Here is a 19,896-nt window from a genome sequence, read left to right as displayed (position 1 = left end):
CCGATTATCGGGTTTACAGGCCCACCCGTGCCACCCTCAAAACGACCTCAAGCAATCTGTGCCTTCGATGACACCTGCTCAAAGGTCGCTTCATCCAGCGCATCGGCTTGTTCATCCAAGACCTGACGCGGGTGCTCGAAGCCCGGGATGCTGCTGTCGATCAGGCTCAACAGGCGCGAACCGCGTTCGCTGAGGACAAAGTTTTCGCCGTTGCCCCCCTCTTCATCAGGCCGACTTTCGATGAAGCCACGCTCGAACAGCAGTTTTTCGTATTCGCAGGCCCGGGTCTTCAAGTGGTCCAGATCGCCTATCGGCTGGCCTTTGGCGGCCAGCGCCGCGGCGTGCTGCTCGGCGTAGGGGCGTGGCGTAAAGCTGTGACCGGCGCTGTTCTGCACTTCATGCAGCAAGCGTTCGATCAAGTCCCAGTCGTAGGTGGTGCTCATGGCGGCAGGCTCCTGCTGTGGACGGAAGGGGTACACAGGTTGGGACCTGCCTGCGGCGGGTCGTGTTCAGAAAAAAACAGAAACCATTTGATGCGCTAGCCCAGTGTGATTTATAAACTACATTCACCCAATGAAGAAGATCGAATCCAGCAGTTTCAGAGGGATGCACAATGACTGAAACATTTTTTGAGTTCGATGCGGCCGATTACCTGACCACTCCGCAAGCCATTGCTCAATTCATGTCCGATGCGCTGGAGACGGGTGATGCCAGCTACGTGGCCAAAGCCGTTGGCGTAGTGGCTCGTGCAAAAGGGATGAGCGATCTGGCGAAAGAAACCGGCTTGTCTCGTGAGCAACTTTACCGGTCGTTCAGCGAACACGGCAATCCGACCCTTAAATCGTTCCTCGCAGTCATGAAGGCGTTGGGTATAGACATGACGGCAAAACCTCACCTTGCACACTAACTGTTGGTTATCTTGCACCTGCGGGTTATCGAGCCCGCCGGTCGTCCAGGCTGAACTTCAAGGCATGTACCGCCCTCCACCGCGCATAGCCAACGCAAGAGGTAGAAAGGATGAAATCGCTGCTGCGCATCACCTGTGCAACCGCCTTGCTCTGCGCCCTGCCCGCTTGGGCCTGCACGCCGGAGGAGGCCACCCAGAAGCGCGAAGAACTGGCCGGGCTGGTCAGCCAGCTGACCGAACAGAACCCGCAGAAAGCCAAGGAGATCAACGATGAGCTCCAGGGTATGGAGCTGGGGACGGCGAGCAAGGACCTGCCGGACAAGTGCCAGCTGATCGATACGCGAATCAAGGAATTGAAGACAGCGGAGAAAAAAGCGGAGTGACGCAGAGGCGGTAAAGGCCCTATCGCCGGCAAGGCGGCGATAGGGCTGCAGACGGCTTACTCAGCCGCTGGCGTGCGCTTTTTCAGCGGCGCCATGCCGTCGGAGCTGGCCAGTGGCGCGTTGGCCTTTGGCTTGGCGGTCGGCTTGCGCTTAGCGCCAGCCTTCTTGTCACCCGACTTCTTCTCGACCTTTTTCTTCTTGGTACCGGCAGCCTTGCCCGAAGCCTTGACCTTTTTAGGCCCGTTGTAGGTGCCTTTGACTTCCTTGATCACCCGGCGCTCGAACTGCTGCTTGAGGTAGCGTTCGACGCTCGACATCAAGTTCCAGTCGTTGTGGGTGATCAACGAGATCGCCAGGCCTTCGCCCCCCGCTCGGCCGGTACGGCCAATACGGTGCACGTACTCGTCACCGCTGCGTGGCATGTCGAAGTTGATCACCAGGTCCAGGCCGTCGATGTCCAGGCCACGGGCGGCAACGTCGGTTGCCACCAGCACGTTGGAGCTGCCCTGCTTGAAGCGTTCAATGGCCAGCTTGCGGTCTTTCTGGTCCTTCTCACCGTGCAGGACGAAGGCCTTCACGTCCTTGGCCACCAGGTGGCCGTAGATACGGTCGGCCAGGGCACGGGTGTTGGTGAAGATGATCGCCTTCTGGTAGGTCTCGTTTTCCAGCAACCACTGGACGATCTTCTCTTTGTGCTGGTCGTGGTCAGCCATGATGATCTGCTGACGGGTGCCTTCGGCCAGCTGCGAGACGCTGTTGAGCATCAGGTGCTCAGGGTCTTTCAACACCTTGCCGATGATGTCGCGCAGGGCCGCGCCGCCTGTGGTGGCGGAGAACAGCAGGGTCTGCTCACGGTTCTCACACTCCTTGCACAGGCGCTCCATGTCTTCGGCAAAGCCCATGTCGAGCATGCGGTCGGCTTCATCGAGGATCATGACCTTGACGTGGGACAGGTCCAGGTTGCCGGCGTTGAGTTGCTCGAGCAGGCGGCCCGGGGTGCCGATCAGCACGTCCGGCACCTTGCGCAGCATGGCGGCCTGTTCCTTGAAGTCCTCACCGCCGGTAACCAGGCCAGCCTTGATGTAGGTGAACTGGGAGAACAGTTGCACCTGCTTGAGGGTCTGTTGTGCCAGCTCACGGGTGGGCAGCAGGATCAGCGCACGGATTTCCACGCGCGGGCCGCTCAGGTCAACCAGGCGATTGAGCATTGGCAGGACGAATGCCGCGGTCTTGCCGCTGCCGGTCTGCGCGGTCACACGCAGGTCACGCCCTTGCAGGGCCAGGGGGATGGCCGCTGCCTGCACCGGGGTCGGCTCGACAAATTTAAGCTCGGCCACGGCTTTAAGCAGGCGTTCGTGCAGGGCGAATTGGGAAAACACGGAGGTAACCTCAGGCAAGTGCGGGAAATTCAGTTGCATAGGGTAACGTTTTCTGCCGCCATAGCCGAATTTCTTTTGGCAACTTTATCGGCATCCGCGCTCTAATGGCGCTTCGTTTGGCAATACAGACTGTTCAAAACCCCATGGATATCCAACGAATCTGGCGTGACTCCCTCGACCTCTGGGGCACCCTCGATCAACACCCCATGCTCCACGCCGCCATCGGCCTGGCCGTCCTGCTGCTGATTTCTCTGGTCGTCGGCCGCCTTTCGCGCTTCCTGATGCTGCACGGCACCCGCCTGCTGGCGCGCCAACAGGCGCTGAAATGGCTGGATGACCTGCGCCACAACAAAGTGTTGCACCGGCTGGCCCAGACCACACCGTCGCTGGTGCTGCAGTTTGGCCTGAAGTTGGTGCCGGAGCTGTCCGACACGGCGCAGCACTTCCTCGGCAACGTTGCCCTGGCCTTTACCCTGCTGTTCATGACCATGGCCCTGTCGTGCCTGCTGGATGCCTTGCTCGACATCTACGCGCGCACCGAGCATGCCCGCACCCGCTCGATCAAGGGCTATGTGCAACTGGCCAAGATGATGCTGTGGATCTTCGCCTCCATCGTCATCGTCGCCACGCTTATCGACCGCTCGCCGTTGCTGCTGCTGTCGGGCCTGGGTGCCATGTCGGCGGTGCTGCTGTTGGTCTACAAGGACACCCTGCTGTCGTTCGTGGCCAGCGTGCAATTGACCAGTAACGACATGCTGCATGTGGGTGACTGGATCGAAATGCCCCAGGTCGGTGCCGATGGCGATGTGGTGGACATCACCTTGCACACGGTGAAGGTGCAGAACTTCGACAAGACCATCGTCTCGATCCCGACCTGGCGCTTGATGAGCGAATCGTTCCGCAACTACCGCGGCATGCAGCAGTCAGGCGGCCGGCGCATCAAGCGCAGCCTGTTCATCGACGCGGCAGGTGTGCGTTTTCTGACCCGCGAAGAGGAACAGCGCCTGACCCAGGTGCGCCTGCTGGGCGACTACCTGGCAGGCAAGCGCCAGGAGCTGCAAACCTGGAACGAAGCGCTGGGGCCGGTGGCCGAGCTGTCCGCCAACCGCCGCAAGCTGACCAATATCGGCACCTTCCGCGCGTTTGCGCTGGCTTACCTGAAGAACCACCCCAATGTGCATCAGGGCATGACCTGCATGGTCCGGCAGATGCAGACCACTGCCGAAGGGGTACCGTTGGAGATCTACTGCTTCACCACCACCACGGTGTGGGCGGAGTACGAGCGGATTCAGGGGGATATCTTCGATTACCTGCTGGCGGTGTTGCCGGAGTTTGGCTTGAGTTTGTATCAGCAGCCGAGTGGCAATGACATGCGGGTGGGGTTGAGCGGGCGAGTGCCGCACCGGTTGGAAGAGATGAGCGAGGCTTGAGATCGCCGGGGCTGCTTTGCAGCCCATTCGCAGCACAAGGCTGCTCCTACAGGAGGTACGCGCTCACTGTAGGAGCAGCCTTGTGCTGCGAATGGGGCGCAAAGCGCCCCCGAATCACCCCGCATACCCCAGCAGATACAACAATCCGGTCAGGGTCACCAACGAAGCCACGGTCGACAACAGGATCGTCCGCGAAATCAACCCCGCCTCGCGGTTGTAGTACTCCGCCAGCATGTACGGCCCGGTCCCGGTCGGCAGCGCCGCCAGCAGCACCGCCGAAGCCGCCCACATGCTCGGCAGGCTGAACACCTTGTACGCCAGCACCCAGGTCAGGGCCGGCTGCCCAATCAGTTTCAATCCCACCAACGGCCACGGGCTGGCTTGCGCACCCGCGCGCTTTTCTGCCAGGAATGCGCCCAGCGATATCAAGGCGCACGGCGTGGTGGCCAACGCCAACATGTCGAGAAAATGCATCACCGGCTCGGCCAGCCCCAACCCGCTCATGGCCCACCCCGCCCCCACCACCGGCGAAATCACCAGCGGGTTCTTCGCCAGCGCCTTGCTCACCACCAGCACCGCCCGGCCGACCTGCCGCTCTTCCTGCAGCCCGACCTCAATAAAGGTCAGCGAAATGGCGAACACCAGGCACACCACGATCAACGACGAGATCAGCGCCGGCTGCAAGCCCGCCTGGCCGAACAGCAACAGGCACAGGGGGATGCCGATGTAGCCGGTGTTGGCATACCCCGCACTGAGCCCGTCGATGCTCGCCGCGACCAGGCTATGGCCGCTGTACAGCCGCCACGCCAGCGTGATCACGAACATGGCCAGGGCGCCCGTGCCAAACGCCACGATGAAGCCTGGGTGCCAGATCTCGCTCCAGGTCGCAGTGGCGGTCACCTTGAACAGCAAGGCCGGCAAGCAGAGCCAGACCACCATCTTGTTGATTTCGGCTGCGGCCTTGTCGCCGAGCTTGTTGGCGCGACGACACAGGTAGCCGACCAGGATGAGGGCAAAGATCGGCGCGACGATGACAAAGAGGGTATGCATATCAGGCCTTGCGGGTCAGCGCGGCGTCAGTGCGGCTACCCAACCGGCTCATCCACACCGACGCCAGAATCACCGCGCCGCCAATAAGCAACCGCCCCAGTGGCTCGTGCTGGTTCCAGATCAACAGGTTGAGCAACAGCCCCACCGGCACATGCAGGTTGTTCATCACGGCCAGCGTCGCCCCGGAAACCAGGCACGCGCCCTTGTTCCACCAGTACAGGCCCAACGCGGTCGGGCACAACCCGAGGAACAACAGCACCAGCCATTGCACATCGGTGCTTGGCAGGTGCTGGGCATTGCCGAACAGCAAAAACGCCGGCAGCACGACGATCAAGGCCCCGAGGTAGAAGTAGCCGAAGCGCTTGTAGTGCGGCAGGTCGCTGGGGTTTCGGGCGATCAGGTGACGGTACAGCACCTGGCCGGCGGCATAGGTGAAGTTGGCCAGTTGCAGCAGCAGGAAGCCGATGAAGAACTCACCACTGATGCTGTCGAAACGAATCACTGCAGCCCCCGCCACGGCCACCAGCGCGGCCAGCAACGCCCATGGGTTGAAACGCCGGTTCAAGGCATCTTCGATCAGGGTCACGTGCAACGGCGTGAGGATGGTGAACAGCAGCACTTCCGGCACGGTGAGCACGCGAAAGCTCAGGTACAGGCAGACATAGGTAATGCCATATTGCAGCGCACCGATCAGCAGCATCGAACGCATGAAGCGCGGCTCGACCTGGCGCCAGCGGGTCAGCGGCAAGAACACCAGGCCCGCCAGCAGCACCCGCGCGAGCACGGCAAAGTAGCTGTCGACGTGCCCGGCCAGGTACTCGCCGATCAGGCTGAAGGAAAACGCCTGAATCAGCGCGACGATAATCAGGTAGCCCATGGTTGCCTCTCGTGGATCAAGGCGGCGACCTTAGCGGGTTGCGCCGCGTGAGTTCAACCATGAGAAGTGTGGGGGCTGTGCCGGCCCTTTCGCGTTCAAGCCCGCTCCCACAGGTACACCACGGGCCTTGAGAACAGTGAATTCCCTGTAGGAGCGGGCTTGCCCGCGAAAGGGCCGGCACAAGCAACCGAGAAATCCCAGGCAAAAAAAACCCGGCCATTAGGCCGGGCAGGTACACCCAAAGGAGCAAAAACAGGTGTCAGGGTTGGGAATTCGTTGACGCTCAGGCCACCGCAGCCAGCTTGGCCTTGGCCTGGTTGATGCCCTTCTCGTGGAAGTCGCCGCTCATGTTCAGGCCTTCGGCATGGATGAAATTCACATCGTGAATGCCGATGAACGCCATCACCTGGCGCAGGTAGGGTTCCTGGTGGTCGCTGGTGGCGCCGGCATGAATGCCACCGCGGGCGGTCAGGACGATGGCGCGCTTGCCAGTCAGCAGGCCCTGCGGGCCGGTCGGGGTGTACTTGAAGGTGATGCCGGCGCGCAGCACGTGGTCCAGCCAGGCCTTGAGGGTGCTGGGGATGGTGAAGTTGTACATCGGCGCAGCCATCACCAGCACGTCGGCCGCCAGCAGTTCATCCGTCAGCTCATTGGAGCGGGCCAGCGCTTCGAGCTCGGCGGCATTGCGCTGCTCTTCGGGCTTCATCCAGCCACCGAGCAGGTTGGCATCCAGGTGCGGCACCGAGGTCACAGCCAGGTCACGTACGGTGATCTCATCGCTCGGGTGGGCGGCCTGCCATTGCTGGATGAAGTCGCGGGTCAGTTGACGGGAAACGGAATCCTGCTGGCGGGCGCTGCTTTCGATGATCAGTACGCGGGACATGGGGTGCCTCCATCGGCAAAAAGGGTGCGATTCGATGGAGGTGAGATTAAGGCTTGACCTATCGATAAAAAAGCGTAAAAAGTGGGTTCAATCAATCGATTAATCCGTTTATTCCGCTGTACAGTTCACGCTGATCCGCAATTTGATGATCTGGCGATTGAACTTGGCGGTGACGTCGACGCTTTTACCTGCCGGCACGTTCACCCGACGCACCCGCGGCGCTTCCGGGCCGTTGCGGAACATCACCTTGCAGGCTGCAGGCACCTGCCCATAGTTGTTGAGGGTGATGGCGCCAATGTCGTAGGCGGTATCGTAGGCCGTGTAGTCGAGCTTGACCCCGTCCTCCAATTGCTTCTCCACATCGATGGGGTAAGCCATGGCACCGAGGGGCAGGCACATCAGTATTGCCGCACAACATTTCTTCATGGGGCGCTCTCCTTGGAAGAGCGCAGCTTAGGACAACAGGAGCGAAACATGAAAGCGCCGCGCGTAACCCTTGATCAGTGGCGAACACTGCAAGCAGTGGTCGATCACGGCGGGTTTGCCCAGGCCGCCGAGGCGCTGCACCGTTCGCAGTCGTCGGTCAGCTACACCGTGGCCCGCATGCAAGAGCAGCTCGGTGTTCCGCTGCTGCGCATCGATGGGCGCAAGGCGGTGCTCACCGAAGCTGGCAACGTGCTGCTGCGCCGTTCACGCCACTTGGTCAAACAGGCCAGCCAGCTCGAAGACCTTGCCCATCACATGGAGCAAGGCTGGGAAGCCGAGGTGCGCGTGGTGGTCGACGCCGCCTACCCCAGCGCCCGGCTGGTCCGTGCGCTGAGTGCGTTCATGCCGCAAAGCCGCGGTTGCCGGGTACGCCTGCGTGAAGAAGTGTTGTCGGGCGTCGAGGAAGTGCTACGCGAAGGCATCGCCGACCTGGCCATCAGCAGCTACAGCATCGGCGGCTACCTGGGCGCCGAACTGAGCGCGGTAGAGTTCATCGCCGTTGCCCACCCCGAACACAGCCTGCACCGCCTGGGCCGTGAAATTACCTTCCAGGACCTGGAAAGCCAGCTGCAGGTGGTGATCCGCGACTCTGGCCGCGCTCAACCGCTGGATGTCGGCTGGCTGGGCGCAGAACAGCGCTGGACCGTCGGCAGCTTGGGCACCGCCACCACCTTCGTCAGCAGCGGCCTGGGCTTTGCCTGGCTGCCGCGGCACATGATCGAGCGCGAACTGCGTGAAGGTGTGCTCAAGCCGTTGCCGCTGGATCAGGGTGGCAGCCGTCACCCACTGTTCTACCTTTATTCGAGCAAAGAGAAGACCCTGGGCCCGGCTACGCAGATTCTCATCGACCTGCTGCGCAACTTCGACACCGCGCCTCTGGACGTGCCCTTCGCAGCCCCCCCACAAGCCTGAGAGGACCGCGCCCTTGGCCTATTTCGAACACGAAGGATGCTTACTGCATTACGAGGAATACGGCCAGGGCGAACCCTTGGTGCTGCTGCATGGCCTGGGCTCCAGCTGCCAGGACTGGGAGCTGCAGATACCGCTGTTGAGCCTCCACTACCGGGTCATCGTCATGGACATCCGCGGCCACGGCCGCTCCGACAAGCCCCGTGACGGCTACCAGATCGCCACCTTCAGCGAAGACCTGCTGGCCCTGCTCGAACACCTGCAGACCGGCCCGGTACACTTCGTGGGCCTGTCGATGGGTGGGATGGTCGGCTTCCAGTTTGCCGTCGATCACCCGCGCTGGCTGCGCAGCCTGTGCATTGTCAACAGCGCCCCAGAGGTGAAGCGCCGCACCCGCAGCGACTGGGCCTGGTGGGCCAAGCGTTGGGGCCTGGCACGCCTGCTCAGCGTCGAGACAGTGGGCAAAGGCCTGGCCCAGCGCCTGTTCCCCAAGCCCGGCCAAGCTGACCTGCGCCAGAAGATGGCGCAGCGCTGGGCACGCAACGACAAACGTGCCTACCTCAAGAGCTTCGACGCCATCGTTGACTGGGGCGTGCAGGAACGCATTGGGCAAATTCGCTGTCCCACGCTGGTGATTGCCGCCGACCACGATTACACGCCGATACATCTCAAAGAGCGCTACGTAGCCCTGATGCCGCAGGCCAGGCTGGTAGTCATCGACGATTCCCGGCACGCTACGCCCCTCGATCAACCCGAGGTCTTCAACCAGACCCTGCTGCAGTTTCTTGCAGCTGCTTCCACCTCTCAAGGATCTTTGAGCCCATGCTGAAAAAACTCCTGCTCACCGCCTGCTCGGTCGCCTTCGCCACCAGCGTCATGGCGTCCGACAAGACCCCTCACGTGTTGCTGGACACCAGCTTCGGTCAGGTCGAAATCGAGTTGAATGCCGAGAAGGCGCCGATCAGTACCAAGAACTTCCTCCAGTACGTCGAGAGCGGCTTTTACAACAACACCATCTTCCACCGCGTGATCCCGGGCTTCATGGTCCAGGGCGGCGGCTTCACCGACCAGATGGTGCAGAAGAACACCCAGGACCCGATCCGCAACGAAGCCAGCAATGGCTTGCTGAACACCCGTGGCACACTGTCCATGGCCCGCACCTCGGACCCGAATTCGGCCACCAGCCAGTTCTTCATCAACGTGGCTGACAACGACTTCCTCAACCCAGGCCGTGACCGTGGTTATGCCGTGTTCGGCAAGGTGACCAAAGGCATGGAAGTGGTCGACCAGATCGTCAACTCACCGACCACTGTGAAAAAGGGCATGCGCGACGTGCCGGCCGATCCGGTCTATATCAAGTCCGCCAAACGTATCGACTGAATGCAGGTTTCACAGGGACGTGAACCCGCCTGAAGGCCGGACCAACAGGAGTGTTGTCACCCATGCTGTACCGCCGTTTCGAACGACTCATCGACATTTTTCGCGAGGCACCGAGCGAAGCACCGCCGAGCACGGTGTGGCCGTTCTACCTGTATTACCTGCGCCAGGTCTGGCCAAGCTTCGCCGCCCTGCTGGTGGTCGGCCTGGTCGCTTCGTTGATCGAAGTGGCGATGTTCAGCTACCTGAGTCGTATCATCGACCTGGCCCAAGGCACGCCCAATGCCAACTTCTTCAGCGAACACAGCGGTGAGCTGATCTGGATGCTGGTGGTGATCCTGCTGCTGCGCCCGCTGTTCTTCGGCCTGCACGACCTGCTGGTGCACCAGACCATCAACCCGGGCATGACCAGCCTGATTCGCTGGCAAAACCACTCCTATGTGCTCAAACAGAGCCTGAACTTCTTCCAAAGCGACTTCGCCGGGCGTATTGCCCAGCGCATCATGCAAACCGGCAACTCGCTGCGCGATTCGGCGGTACAGGCAGTGGATGCCCTGTGGCACGTGCTGATCTATGCCGTCAGCTCGCTGGTCCTGTTCGCCGAGGCCGACTGGCGCCTGATGCTGCCACTGTTGGCGTGGATCGCCTGTTACATCGCCGCGCTGTTCTACTTCGTGCCGCGGGTTAAGGCGCGTTCGGTGATTTCGTCAGACGCACGCTCCAAACTGATGGGGCGCATCGTCGACGGCTACACCAACATCGCCACCCTCAAGCTGTTTGCCCATACCGACTACGAACAGCAGTACGCCCGTGAGGCGATCCGCGAGCAGACCGAAAAGACCCAACTGGCCTCGCGGGTGATCACCAGCATGGACGTGGTCATCACCACCCTCAACGGCTTGCTGGTGGTCGGCACCACCGGCCTGGCACTGTGGCTGTGGAGCCAGTCGCTGATCACCGTGGGGGCAATTGCCCTGACCACCGGGTTGGTGATCCGCATCGTCAACATGTCGGGCTGGATCATGTGGGTGGTCAACGGCATCTTCGAGAACATCGGCATGGTCCAGGACGGCCTGCAGACCATCGCCCAGCCGGTCACCGTCACCGACAAGCCCAATGCGCCGGCATTGAAGGTGAGCCGTGGCGCGGTGCATTTCGACGATGTGGACTTCCACTACGGCAAAGCCAGCAACGTGATCGAAGGGCTCAATCTGAACATCCGCCCGGGCGAGAAGATTGGCCTGATCGGCCCTTCTGGCGCGGGCAAATCGACCCTGGTGAACCTGCTGCTGCGGCTGTATGACGTGCAGGGTGGGCGCATCCTCATCGATGGCCAGGACATTGCCGAAGTGAGCCAGGCCAGCCTGCGTGCGCAGATTGGCATGATCACCCAGGACACCTCGCTGTTGCACCGCTCGATCCGTGACAACCTGCTGTACGGCCGCCCAGAGGCCAGCGAAGCGGCACTGCTTGAAGCCGTACGCCGCGCCCGCGCCGACGAGTTCATTCCGCAGTTGACCGACGCACAGGGGCGTACCGGCTTCGATGCGCATGTGGGTGAGCGTGGGGTCAAGTTGTCTGGCGGCCAGCGTCAACGTATCGCGATTGCCAGGGTGTTGTTGAAGAACGCACCGATCCTGATCATGGACGAGGCCACTTCAGCGCTGGACTCTGAGGTTGAAGCCGCGATCCAGGAGAGCCTTGAGACGCTGATGCAGGGCAAGACCGTGATCGCCATCGCCCACCGGCTTTCGACCATTGCCCGGATGGACCGGCTGGTGGTGCTGGACAAAGGGCATATCGTCGAGAGTGGCAGCCACAGTGAGTTGCTGGCGCAGCAAGGGTTGTATGCGCGGTTGTGGCATCACCAGACCGGCGGGTTTGTTGGGGTGGATTGAGATGAGCGGTTGCCTGCGCCGGCCTCTTCGCGGGCAAGCCCGCTCCCACAGGTTCATCACTGGTTTTGAGTGCAGTGATCTACCAGTGCAGCCCACAGATCCATCACTGGTTTTGAGGGCAGTGATATACCTGTGGGAGCGGGCTTGCCCGCGAAGAGGCCGGCGCAGGCGACGCATTATTCAATCCCTGCGGTAAGGCAACATCCCCCGCGCCTCTTCGGCATACCCCTGCACCCCTTCCCGCTCCTGCAACAAAAACCCTTCCACCGCCCGCCGCAACCCGGGATGCAGCAGGTAATGCCACGACCGCGTCAGCACCGGCTCGAACCCACGGATCAACTTGTGCTCACCCTGGGCCCCCGCATCGAACCGCTGCAGGCCTTCAGCAATGGCAAAGTCCATGCCCTGGTAGAAGCACGTTTCAAAGTGCAGCCGGTCGAACTCATCCAGGCATCCCCAGTAACGGCCATACAGGCTGTCACCGCCCACCAGGCTCAGGGCCATGGCCACGTCACGCCCGCCTTGCCTGGCCATCACCACCCGCAGCGCCTCGGGCATGCGCTCGGCCAGCAGGCTGAAGAACTCACGGGTCAGGTACGGCGCGCGTCGGCGCACTGCATACGTGTTGGCGTAGCACAGGTAGACGAAGTCCCACTGCGCCTCATCCAGTTCATCACCCCGGTACCACTGAAAGTCGATGCCCTGCCCGGCCACTTGCTCGCGCTCTTTGCGCATCTGTTTGCGCTTGCGCGAGCTGAGCGTGTCGAGAAAGTCCTGGAAGTCCCGATAACCTCGGTTGCGCCAGTGGAACTGGCAACCCAGCCGCTCCATCCAGCCTGGCAAGCCGGCCATCTGCTGGTCCAATGCCGGGTCGGTGAAGTTGATGTGCGCCCCAGAGAGCCCGCCCTTGCCCAGGTACTCGGGCAATGCTTGCAACACCAGCAGGCCATCGGCGGGGTCGGCGGCCAGCAGGCGCGGGCCGCTGACCGGGCTGAACGGCACGGCGCCCAGTAGCTTGGGGTAATAGGCAATGCCTGCCCGCTCACAGGCATCGGCCCAGCCGTGGTCGAACACGTATTCGCCAAACGAATGCCACTTGCGGTAGGCCGGCAGCACGGCGCGTACCTGCCCTTCACGCTCCAGCACCAGGTGCTCGGCAGCCCAGCCGGTGGAGCGTGCAACGCTGCCACTGTCCTCCAGGGCGCTGAGAAAGGCGTGGCGCAGAAACGGTTGGCCCGCAGGCACCAGGGCATCCCAGGTGGCCGCCGGAAGATCACGCAGATGAGCAAGGCTGTACAAGCTGGTCACGGTTTCGACTCGCTGTCTTGAGGCCCTCAGTATCCCGGAAGAATGGCCCATCACTCAAATGACGATCACCTGGCCAATCCGTTCATTGTCGATTACTTAACAACAGTGCCACTAATTAGACATTAATCTGTCATTCCCCCCCGCAATACTTGCGCCTGTTTTCCGGAACCCCAGAACCTGTCTATTCAGGCCCTTTCCGAAGACATGCCAACACAGGGGCGGGCGCTGAGCCTCCCCCATTTTTTTCTAGTAGGGAGAACCTTATGCGTCTTGTTTCCACACTTACCGGAGTGAGCCTCACCGGCATGATGCTGGCTCTGAGTACTCCGGCCAGTGCTGCTGTCGACGCCAAGCTGCTCGAAATGCTCCGCGCCAATGGCTCGATCAACCAGGCGCAGTACAACGAACTGCAAGGCGATCTGGCAAAAGAGACCAAGGAAAAGGCCGACCAGAAAGCGCAGTCCGAGCGTATGAGTTCCTTTGAACAAAAAGTGGCATGGGCCGCCAAGACCCAGATCAAGGGTGATGTGCGCCTGCGTTACGAAGACGTCAACGTTGACGACCCGAACAGCAGCAGCGGCAACCAGGACCGCCAGCGCGTCCGTGCCCGTGTCGGCTTCTACAGCGAAATCAACCCGCAAGTCGATGCTGGCGTGCGTATCGCCACCGGTAGCAGCGCCGACCGCCGCTCGACCAACCAGAGCTTCGACAACTATTTCGACAAGAAATCGCTGTGGGTCGACCTGGCCTACCTCGACTGGCACCCGACCGCAGTGCCAAACCTGCACCTGATCGGCGGCAAGATGCCACAGCCGTGGGTGAGCATGGGCGATATCATCTGGGACAGCGACATCAACCCGGAAGGCGTGGCCGCGACCTACAAGGCTGACCTGGGCGGCGCCGAAGTGTTCGCCAGTGCCGGTCAGTACACCCTCAAGGACAACGTCGATGGCGACGGCGTGCAGTACAAGCACGATGCGCAGGTCTACCACGGCCAGCTGGGCGCCAAGTTCGCCCCTGCCGACGTGCTGAAAGTCACTGTGGGTGCGAGCATCTATGGCTATGACAACGACAAGGAAGCGGCCATTCTGCAGTCGTTCGGCAACACCACCAATGAGTTCAACCTGGTGGAAGGCTTCGGTCAGCTCGACTTCACTGGCTTCGCCATCCCGCTGTCGGCCTACGGCCAATACGTGAAAAACACCGAGAGCACCGACGGTGAAGACCAGGCCTGGCTGGCCGGTCTGAAAACCAAGGTCGGCGCTTGGAGCCTGGACTACAACTACCGCGATGTTCAACGTAACGCCGTGGTCAGCCTGTTCACCGACTCCGACTTCGGCAACGGCTTCACCGGCTCTCGCGGCCACAAGTTCAAAGTCGGTTACGAGATCGACAAGAACTTCTCGCTGGGCGCGGCGTACCTGATGGCCAAGACCGACCTGTCGCAGCTGCCGAACAGCAATGCTGACGTAGACACGCTGCAGGTAGACCTGGAAGCCAAGTTCTAAGCAACCGCTTCACTGCTTCACTCAAGGCGGGAAATGCCGACCCCATCCGGTATTTCCTGCCTTTTTTGTGTGTGACATTGTAGGGGCTGCTTTGCAGCCCATTCGCAGCGCAAGGCTGCTCCGGTGCGGTTCGCGTTCCCCTGTAGGAGCAGCCTTGTGCTGCGAAAGGGCCGCAAAGCGGCCCCGGCAATCAGCGTTTGCGCAAAATCACGCTACCCACCGAATACCCCGCACCAAACGAACTCAGCACGCCCACCGCACCCGCGGCCAGGTCATCCTGGTACAGGTGGAATGCAATCACCGACCCCGCCGAACTGGTGTTGGCATAACGGTCCAGAATCACCGGTGCCTCTTCCTCGGTGGCTTCACGCCCCAGCAGCTTCTTGACGATCAAGTGGTTCATGCTCAGGTTGGCCTGGTGCAACCAGAAGCGCTTGACGTCGCTCGGCTGCAGGTCATTCGCTTCAAGGTGCTCACCAATCAGCTCAGCCACCTTCGGGCACACTTCACGGAACACCTTGCGGCCTTCCTGGATGAACAACTTGTCCGCAGCACCTTCCCCCTCCTCCGCCGCGCGGTTGAGGAAGCCGAAGTTGTTACGGATGTTGTTGGAAAACCCGGTCCACAACTTGCTGCTGACAATCTCGAACTGGTGCTTCGAGGTGGCCTGGTCGGCACGCTCGATCAGCACGGCGGTGGCGGCATCACCGAAGATGAAGTGGCTGTCGCGGTCGCGGAAGTTCAGGTGGCCGGTGCAGACCTCGGGGTTGACCATCAGTACCGAACGCGCCTGGCCCAGCTGCACGCTGTTGGCGGCGGTCTGGATGCCGAAGGTGGCTGACGAGCAGGCCACGTTCATGTCGAAGGCAAAGCCCTCGATGCCCAATGCATTTTGCACTTCGATGGCAATGGCCGGGTATGGGCGCTGCAGGTTGGAGCACGCGACGATCACCCCATCGACGTCGGCGGCGGTACGGCCCGCGCGTTCAAGTGCTTGGCGAGCAGCGGCCACCGCCATTTCACACAGAATCGACGGCTCGTCATTGGAGCGCTCTGGCAGGCGTGGCTTCATGCGTTGCGGGTCGAGGATGCCGGCCTTGTCCAGCACGAAGCGGCTCTTGATGCCCGAGGCCTTCTCGATGAAAGCGGCGTCGGACAGCGGCGCTGCCTCGACCTCGCCGCGCTCGATGGCGGCGGCGTTGTCGTGGTTGAACTGCTGCGCCCACGTGTTGAAGGACTCCACCAGTTCTTCGTTGGAAATGCTCTGGGCCGGGGTATACAGGCCGGTGCCGCTGATCACGACGTTATGCACGGTCGTTCCTCTGGTCAAAGGCCATCGCCACGGGGCGCTGGCTGGAAAATGCGTAATAGCACTTTAGTGCCAACTCGAAGGCGAGGGCGTTGCCCTCGTTCGCGGGTAAACCCGCTCCCACAGAGGCCGCTAGGCGGCCCCAAATTGCATCAATATTGCCACATCTTCTGCGGTTTAGGCTTCCACCTGAGCCCACTGTTTGCTGAGACGCTTGTCAGAAATCGGCACTTTGGTACCCAGCTGCTGAGCGAACAACGACACCCGGTATTCCTCCAGCAACCAACGGTACAGCGTCAGTTGCTCATCACGCTTGCCCTCCTGGGCGTGCTTGTCGGCACGTGTCTTGTACTGGGCCCAGAGGTTTGCCAGCTCGCCACTCCAGACGCGGTCCTTCTGCACCTGCGAGCCGAGCTTCTCCAAGCGTAACTCCACGGCCTTGAGGTAACGCGGCAACTCCTTGAACCAGGCGCCCGGGGTTTCGCGAACAAAGCCCGGGTACACCAGGTTGGCCAGCTGTTGCTTGATGTCGTTCAGCGCCACCGCCTGGCTCAGGTCGATCTTGCCTTTGAAGCGCTTCTGCAGCCCGTGCCACAACTTGAGCACTTCCAAGGTCTGGCGCGCCAGGCGTTCAGCGTGCTCGGCCCAACTGCCACGTTTGCGCTCGGCCAAGCCGGCCAAGGCGGCACCGTCGCGCGGCAGCGGGTGTTCACCCTCGAGGATGCAGCTGTCCAGGCTGGCCAGCAGAATGTCTTCGACCAGTGCCTCGACACGGCCCAGCTCGCGGTACAGCAAGCCCAGTTCGGTCAGCCCGGGCAGCTTGCCACGCAAAAACTTGGCAGGCTCCGCCAACTGCTGCAGCAACAGGCGCTGCAAGGCGCGACGGTGCTGAAACTCGGCTTCGGCCTGGGTCGAAAAACGCCCTTCGCGCACGGTGCCGTTTTCGTCCACCAGCGCCGGGTAGACGGTCATCGACAGGCCGGCGATCTTCTGCTGGGTGCTCTGCGCCACTTCACTGAAGGCCTTGGCCTGCACCGGGCGTTCGGCGTTTTCGCTGCGTGGCACGGCCAATGCGGCCTGGCTGGCGGCGACAAAGCGTGCGGTCAGCTCGGCCAGGTCGCGGCCTTCGCCGAGGAACTTGCCCTGGCCATCGACCACTTCGATGTTCATCCGCAGGTGGCCTTCGACCAAGTTGACCGATTCTGCCCAGGCCTCGTCGGACACACGCGCACCGGTCATGCGCAGCAGCTCCTGGCCCAAGGCCTGGGGCAACGCGCCCTGGCCGAAGGTCATGCGCGCCAGCGCGGCCTTGACGAAGTCCGGTACCGGCACGAAATTCTTGCGCAGGGCCTTGGGCAGGTTGCGCACCAGCGCCACGCACTTGGCTTCGATCAGGCCCGGCACCAGCCATTCCAGGCGCTCGCCCGGCAAGCTTGGCAACAGCGGCGCCGGTACGCGCACGGTCACACCGTCGCGGGGGTGGCCCGGTTCGAAGTGGTAGGTCAACGACAGGCGCAAGTCCCCTACCTGCAGGCTGTCCGGGTACTGCGCCGCGGTGACCTCACTGGCTTCACGCGCCAGCACGTCTTCTTCGCGCATGATCAGCAGGTTGGCGTCCTTCTGGCTGGTCATGCGGTACCAGGCATCGAAGGTCGCGGTCTGGTGGATTTCCTCGGGCAGGCGCGCTTCGTAGAACGCGTAGAGGGTCTCTTCATCGGCGAGAATATCGCGCCGACGGGCCTTGGCCTCCAGTTCGTCGAGCTGTTCAAGCAAGCGTTTGTTGGCCGCCAGGCACTTGGCCCGCGACTGGATCTCGCCGCCCACCAGCCCCTCGCGGATGAACAGCTCGCGGGAGGTCACCGGGTCGATCGGGCCAAAGTGCACCGGCCGGCGCCCCACTAGAATCAGCCCATACAAGGTGATCTGTTCAAAGGCCACCACTTGCCCGCGCTTTTTCTCCCAGTGCGGTTCGAAGTGGTTCTTCTTGACCAGGTGGGTGGCCAGCGGCTCGATCCAGTCGGGCTCGATCTTGGCGACCACCCGCGCATACAGTTTGGTGGTCTCTACCAGTTCGGCAGCCATGACCCACTGCGGGCGCTTGCGGCCCAAGCCCGAGGACGGGTGGACCCAGAAGCGCCGCTGACGGGCACCTTGGTAATCGCCCTCTTCCGTCTTCTGGCCGATCTGGCTGAGCAGGCCGCTGAGGATGGCCTTGTGCATGCGCTGGTAATCGGACGGTTCCTTGTTGACCGTCAATTGCAGGTCACGGCAAATCAGCGCCAGTTGGCGGTGGGCATCGCGCCATTCGCGCAGGCGCAGGTAATTGAGGAAATTCTTCCGGCACCAGTTACGCAACGGGTTGGCCGTCAACGCCTGGCGCTGTTCTTCGAAGCCACGCCACAGGTTGACCAGTGCGGCGAAGTCGGAATCGACGTCCTTCCACTGAGCATGCGCCTGGTCGGCCGCCTGCTGGCGCTCCGGCGGCCGCTCGCGCGGGTCTTGCACCGACAGGGCGCTGGTGACGATCAACACTTCCTGCAGGCTGCCCTGGCGGGCGCCTTCAAGCAGCATGCGGCCCAGCCGTGGGTCGATCGGCAAGCGCGCCAGCTGTCGCCCAAGCGGGGTCAACTGGTTCTCGCGGTTGACCGCCGAAAGCTCCTGCAACAGGTTGAAACCGTCGCTGATGGCCTTGCCATCCGGCGGCTCGATGAACGGGAACGCGTCGATCGCACCCAGGCGCAGGTGCAGCATCTGCAGGATCACCGCCGCGAGGTTGGTGCGCAGGATCTCTGGGTCGGTGAACGCCGGCCGGCCGTTGAAATCCTCTTCGCTGTACAAGCGTACGCAGATCCCCGGTTCCACCCGGCCGCAGCGGCCCTTACGCTGGTTGGCGCTGGCCTGCGACACCGCCTCGATCGGCAGGCGCTGAACCTTGGCGCGGTAACTGTAGCGGCTGATGCGGGCGGTGCCGGTGTCGATCACATAACGAATGCCCGGCACGGTCAGCGAAGTCTCGGCGACGTTGGTGGCCAGGATCACGCGGCGCCCGGTGTGCGACTGGAAAATGCGCTGCTGCTCGGCGGGCGACAGGCGCGCATACAGCGGCAGAATCTCGGTATGGCGCAGTTGCGCCTTGCGCAAGATCTCGGCGGCGTCGCGGATTTCCCGCTCGCCCGGCAAGAAAATCAGCACATCCCCAGGGCCCTTGCCCTCGCTGCGCTCATGCTGCGCCAGTTCGTCCAGGGTGGCGAGGATCGCCTGGTCGACGGTGAGGTCTTCCTCGATCTGGTTGCCTTCCTCGTCCTGCTCGCTGGTCAGCGGGCGGTACCAGGTTTCGACCGGGAAGGTGCGCCCCGACACCTCGATGATCGGCGCGCCATCGAAGTGCTGGGAGAAGCGCTCAAGGTCGATGGTCGCCGAGGTGATGATCAGCTTCAGTTCCGGGCGGCGGTGCAGCAGGGTCTTGAGGTAGCCGAGCAGGAAGTCGATGTTGAGGCTGCGTTCGTGAGCTTCGTCGACGATGATCGTGTCGTAGCGTTCGAGGAAGCGGTCGTGCTGGGTTTCGGCCAGCAGGATGCCGTCGGTCATCAGTTTGACCAGGGTATTGGCATCACTCTGGTCTTCGAAACGCACTTGGTAGCCGACCAGCCCGCCCAGCGGCGTGCCGAGTTCTTCGGCGACACGGGTAGCGACGCTGCGCGCGGCGATACGGCGTGGCTGGGTGTGGGCGATCAGGCCATGGCTACCGCGCCCCAACTCGAGGCAGATTTTCGGCAACTGAGTGGTCTTGCCCGAGCCGGTCTCACCGGCAATCACCAGCACCTGATGCTCGGCCAGCGCCTTTTTGATCTCGTCACGCTTGGCAGCAATCGGCAGGCTGTCGTCGTAGCGCACAGTTGGCACGCTTTGCTGGCGTGCGGTGACCTGCGCGCAGGAGGCCTGGACCTTTTCCACCCACTGGGCGAGCTTCGCTTCGTCCGGGCGTTTGCGCAGCTCGTGCAGTTGCCGACGCAGACGGTGGCGGTCGGCGATCATGGCGTGGTCGAGGTTTTTCAGGAGCTGGTCGATGGCTTGGTCTGTCATGGGGCTTTTTAGTGATGCAGGTGAGCCTGCTTTTTCATGATCGGCATTTGAAGAGGCGCAATTGTCGCAGATTTGAGGGTTCTTTGCTGTCCGCGCTGGCCGCACCTTT

17 protein-coding genes are annotated in these 19,896 nt (G+C 62.1%); 8 read left to right on the top strand and 9 right to left on the bottom strand.

Annotated features, from left to right (window positions below):
- Positions 1-47 precede the first annotated feature (47 nt).
- Positions 48-443 carry a hypothetical protein gene (locus AB7M33_RS15960; protein WP_027593132.1) on the bottom strand — a complete coding sequence of 132 codons (396 nt, stop codon included), beginning with the start codon at positions 441-443 and terminating at the stop codon, positions 48-50.
- A gap of 170 nt (positions 444-613) precedes the next feature.
- Between AB7M33_RS15960 and AB7M33_RS15955 the strand changes: the two genes are divergently transcribed.
- Together AB7M33_RS15955 and AB7M33_RS15950 are read left to right on the top strand one after the other, a co-directional pair.
- Positions 614-907 carry an addiction module antidote protein gene (locus tag AB7M33_RS15955; protein ID WP_027593133.1) on the top strand — a complete coding sequence of 98 codons (294 nt, stop codon included), beginning with the start codon at positions 614-616 and terminating at the stop codon, positions 905-907.
- Positions 908-1,017: 110 nt separating this feature from the next.
- Positions 1,018-1,290, top strand: a complete 273-nt coding sequence (locus tag AB7M33_RS15950; RefSeq protein ID WP_099455003.1) for a hypothetical protein — start codon at positions 1,018-1,020, stop codon at positions 1,288-1,290.
- Positions 1,291-1,346: 56 nt separating this feature from the next.
- Here AB7M33_RS15950 and AB7M33_RS15945 read toward each other — a convergent pair whose 3' ends face one another.
- A complete protein-coding gene (locus AB7M33_RS15945) occupies positions 1,347-2,708 on the bottom strand; it encodes a DEAD/DEAH box helicase (RefSeq protein ID WP_027593135.1) in 1,362 nt (453 codons plus the stop codon).
- 104 nt (positions 2,709-2,812) lie between these two features.
- Between AB7M33_RS15945 and AB7M33_RS15940 the strand changes: the two genes are divergently transcribed.
- Positions 2,813-4,099, top strand: coding sequence for a mechanosensitive ion channel family protein (locus AB7M33_RS15940; RefSeq protein ID WP_099455004.1), 1,287 nt, complete (start codon positions 2,813-2,815; stop codon positions 4,097-4,099).
- A 114-nt stretch (positions 4,100-4,213) separates the two neighbouring features.
- Here the strand turns inward: AB7M33_RS15940 and AB7M33_RS15935 are convergent, their stop codons facing one another.
- The 4 genes from AB7M33_RS15935 to AB7M33_RS15920 all read right to left on the bottom strand — a co-directional run bounded on the left by AB7M33_RS15935 (position 4,214) and on the right by AB7M33_RS15920 (position 7,335).
- A complete protein-coding gene (locus AB7M33_RS15935; protein WP_265968476.1) occupies positions 4,214-5,149 on the bottom strand; it encodes an AEC family transporter in 936 nt (311 codons plus the stop codon).
- 1 nt (position 5,150) lies between these two features.
- The gene (locus AB7M33_RS15930; protein WP_099430147.1) at positions 5,151-6,026 is read right to left on the bottom strand and encodes a carboxylate/amino acid/amine transporter; all 876 of its coding nucleotides are present in this window, start codon (positions 6,024-6,026) and stop codon (positions 5,151-5,153) included.
- 283 nt (positions 6,027-6,309) lie between these two features.
- A complete protein-coding gene (locus AB7M33_RS15925) occupies positions 6,310-6,909 on the bottom strand; it encodes an FMN-dependent NADH-azoreductase (protein ID WP_454243108.1) in 600 nt (199 codons plus the stop codon).
- Between the two features lie 108 nt (positions 6,910-7,017).
- Positions 7,018-7,335, bottom strand: a complete 318-nt coding sequence (locus AB7M33_RS15920; RefSeq protein ID WP_099430150.1) for a 3-phosphoglycerate kinase — start codon at positions 7,333-7,335, stop codon at positions 7,018-7,020.
- Positions 7,336-7,383: 48 nt separating this feature from the next.
- Here AB7M33_RS15920 and AB7M33_RS15915 point away from each other — a divergent pair, with 48 nt between their 5' ends.
- The 4 genes from AB7M33_RS15915 (at position 7,384) to AB7M33_RS15900 (ending at position 11,579) form a co-directional block, all read left to right on the top strand.
- The gene (locus AB7M33_RS15915; RefSeq protein ID WP_027593141.1) at positions 7,384-8,307 is read left to right on the top strand and encodes a LysR family transcriptional regulator; all 924 of its coding nucleotides are present in this window, start codon (positions 7,384-7,386) and stop codon (positions 8,305-8,307) included.
- Positions 8,308-8,320: 13 nt separating this feature from the next.
- Positions 8,321-9,133: an alpha/beta fold hydrolase gene (locus AB7M33_RS15910; RefSeq protein ID WP_454243107.1), complete on the top strand. Its 813-nt coding sequence runs from the start codon at positions 8,321-8,323 to the stop codon at positions 9,131-9,133.
- Complete coding sequence (locus AB7M33_RS15905; RefSeq protein WP_454243106.1) at positions 9,127-9,684, top strand: peptidylprolyl isomerase; 558 nt, start codon at positions 9,127-9,129, stop codon at positions 9,682-9,684. The genes AB7M33_RS15910 and AB7M33_RS15905 overlap by 7 nt, the downstream gene beginning before the upstream one ends.
- A gap of 62 nt (positions 9,685-9,746) precedes the next feature.
- Positions 9,747-11,579, top strand: coding sequence for an ABC transporter ATP-binding protein (locus tag AB7M33_RS15900; RefSeq protein ID WP_027593144.1), 1,833 nt, complete (start codon positions 9,747-9,749; stop codon positions 11,577-11,579).
- 180 nt (positions 11,580-11,759) lie between these two features.
- Here the strand turns inward: AB7M33_RS15900 and AB7M33_RS15895 are convergent, their stop codons facing one another.
- Positions 11,760-12,887, bottom strand: a complete 1,128-nt coding sequence (locus AB7M33_RS15895; protein ID WP_454243105.1) for a GNAT family N-acetyltransferase — start codon at positions 12,885-12,887, stop codon at positions 11,760-11,762.
- A 263-nt stretch (positions 12,888-13,150) separates the two neighbouring features.
- Between AB7M33_RS15895 and AB7M33_RS15890 the strand changes: the two genes are divergently transcribed.
- Positions 13,151-14,395, top strand: coding sequence for a putative porin (locus tag AB7M33_RS15890; RefSeq protein WP_027593146.1), 1,245 nt, complete (start codon positions 13,151-13,153; stop codon positions 14,393-14,395).
- A 190-nt stretch (positions 14,396-14,585) separates the two neighbouring features.
- Here AB7M33_RS15890 and AB7M33_RS15885 read toward each other — a convergent pair whose 3' ends face one another.
- Together AB7M33_RS15885 and hrpA are read right to left on the bottom strand one after the other, a co-directional pair.
- On the bottom strand, positions 14,586-15,707 hold the full coding sequence (locus tag AB7M33_RS15885) for a beta-ketoacyl-ACP synthase III (RefSeq protein WP_027593147.1): 1,122 nt from the start codon (positions 15,705-15,707) through the stop codon (positions 14,586-14,588).
- A gap of 174 nt (positions 15,708-15,881) precedes the next feature.
- The gene (hrpA, locus tag AB7M33_RS15880; RefSeq protein ID WP_265968484.1) at positions 15,882-19,787 is read right to left on the bottom strand and encodes an ATP-dependent RNA helicase HrpA; all 3,906 of its coding nucleotides are present in this window, start codon (positions 19,785-19,787) and stop codon (positions 15,882-15,884) included.
- Positions 19,788-19,896 lie beyond the last annotated feature (109 nt).

Source organism: Pseudomonas sp. Y3 TE3536 (assembly GCF_053629175.1).
Note: the sequence above shows the minus strand (reverse complement) of the source record. Positions and strands in the feature narration are given on the sequence as shown.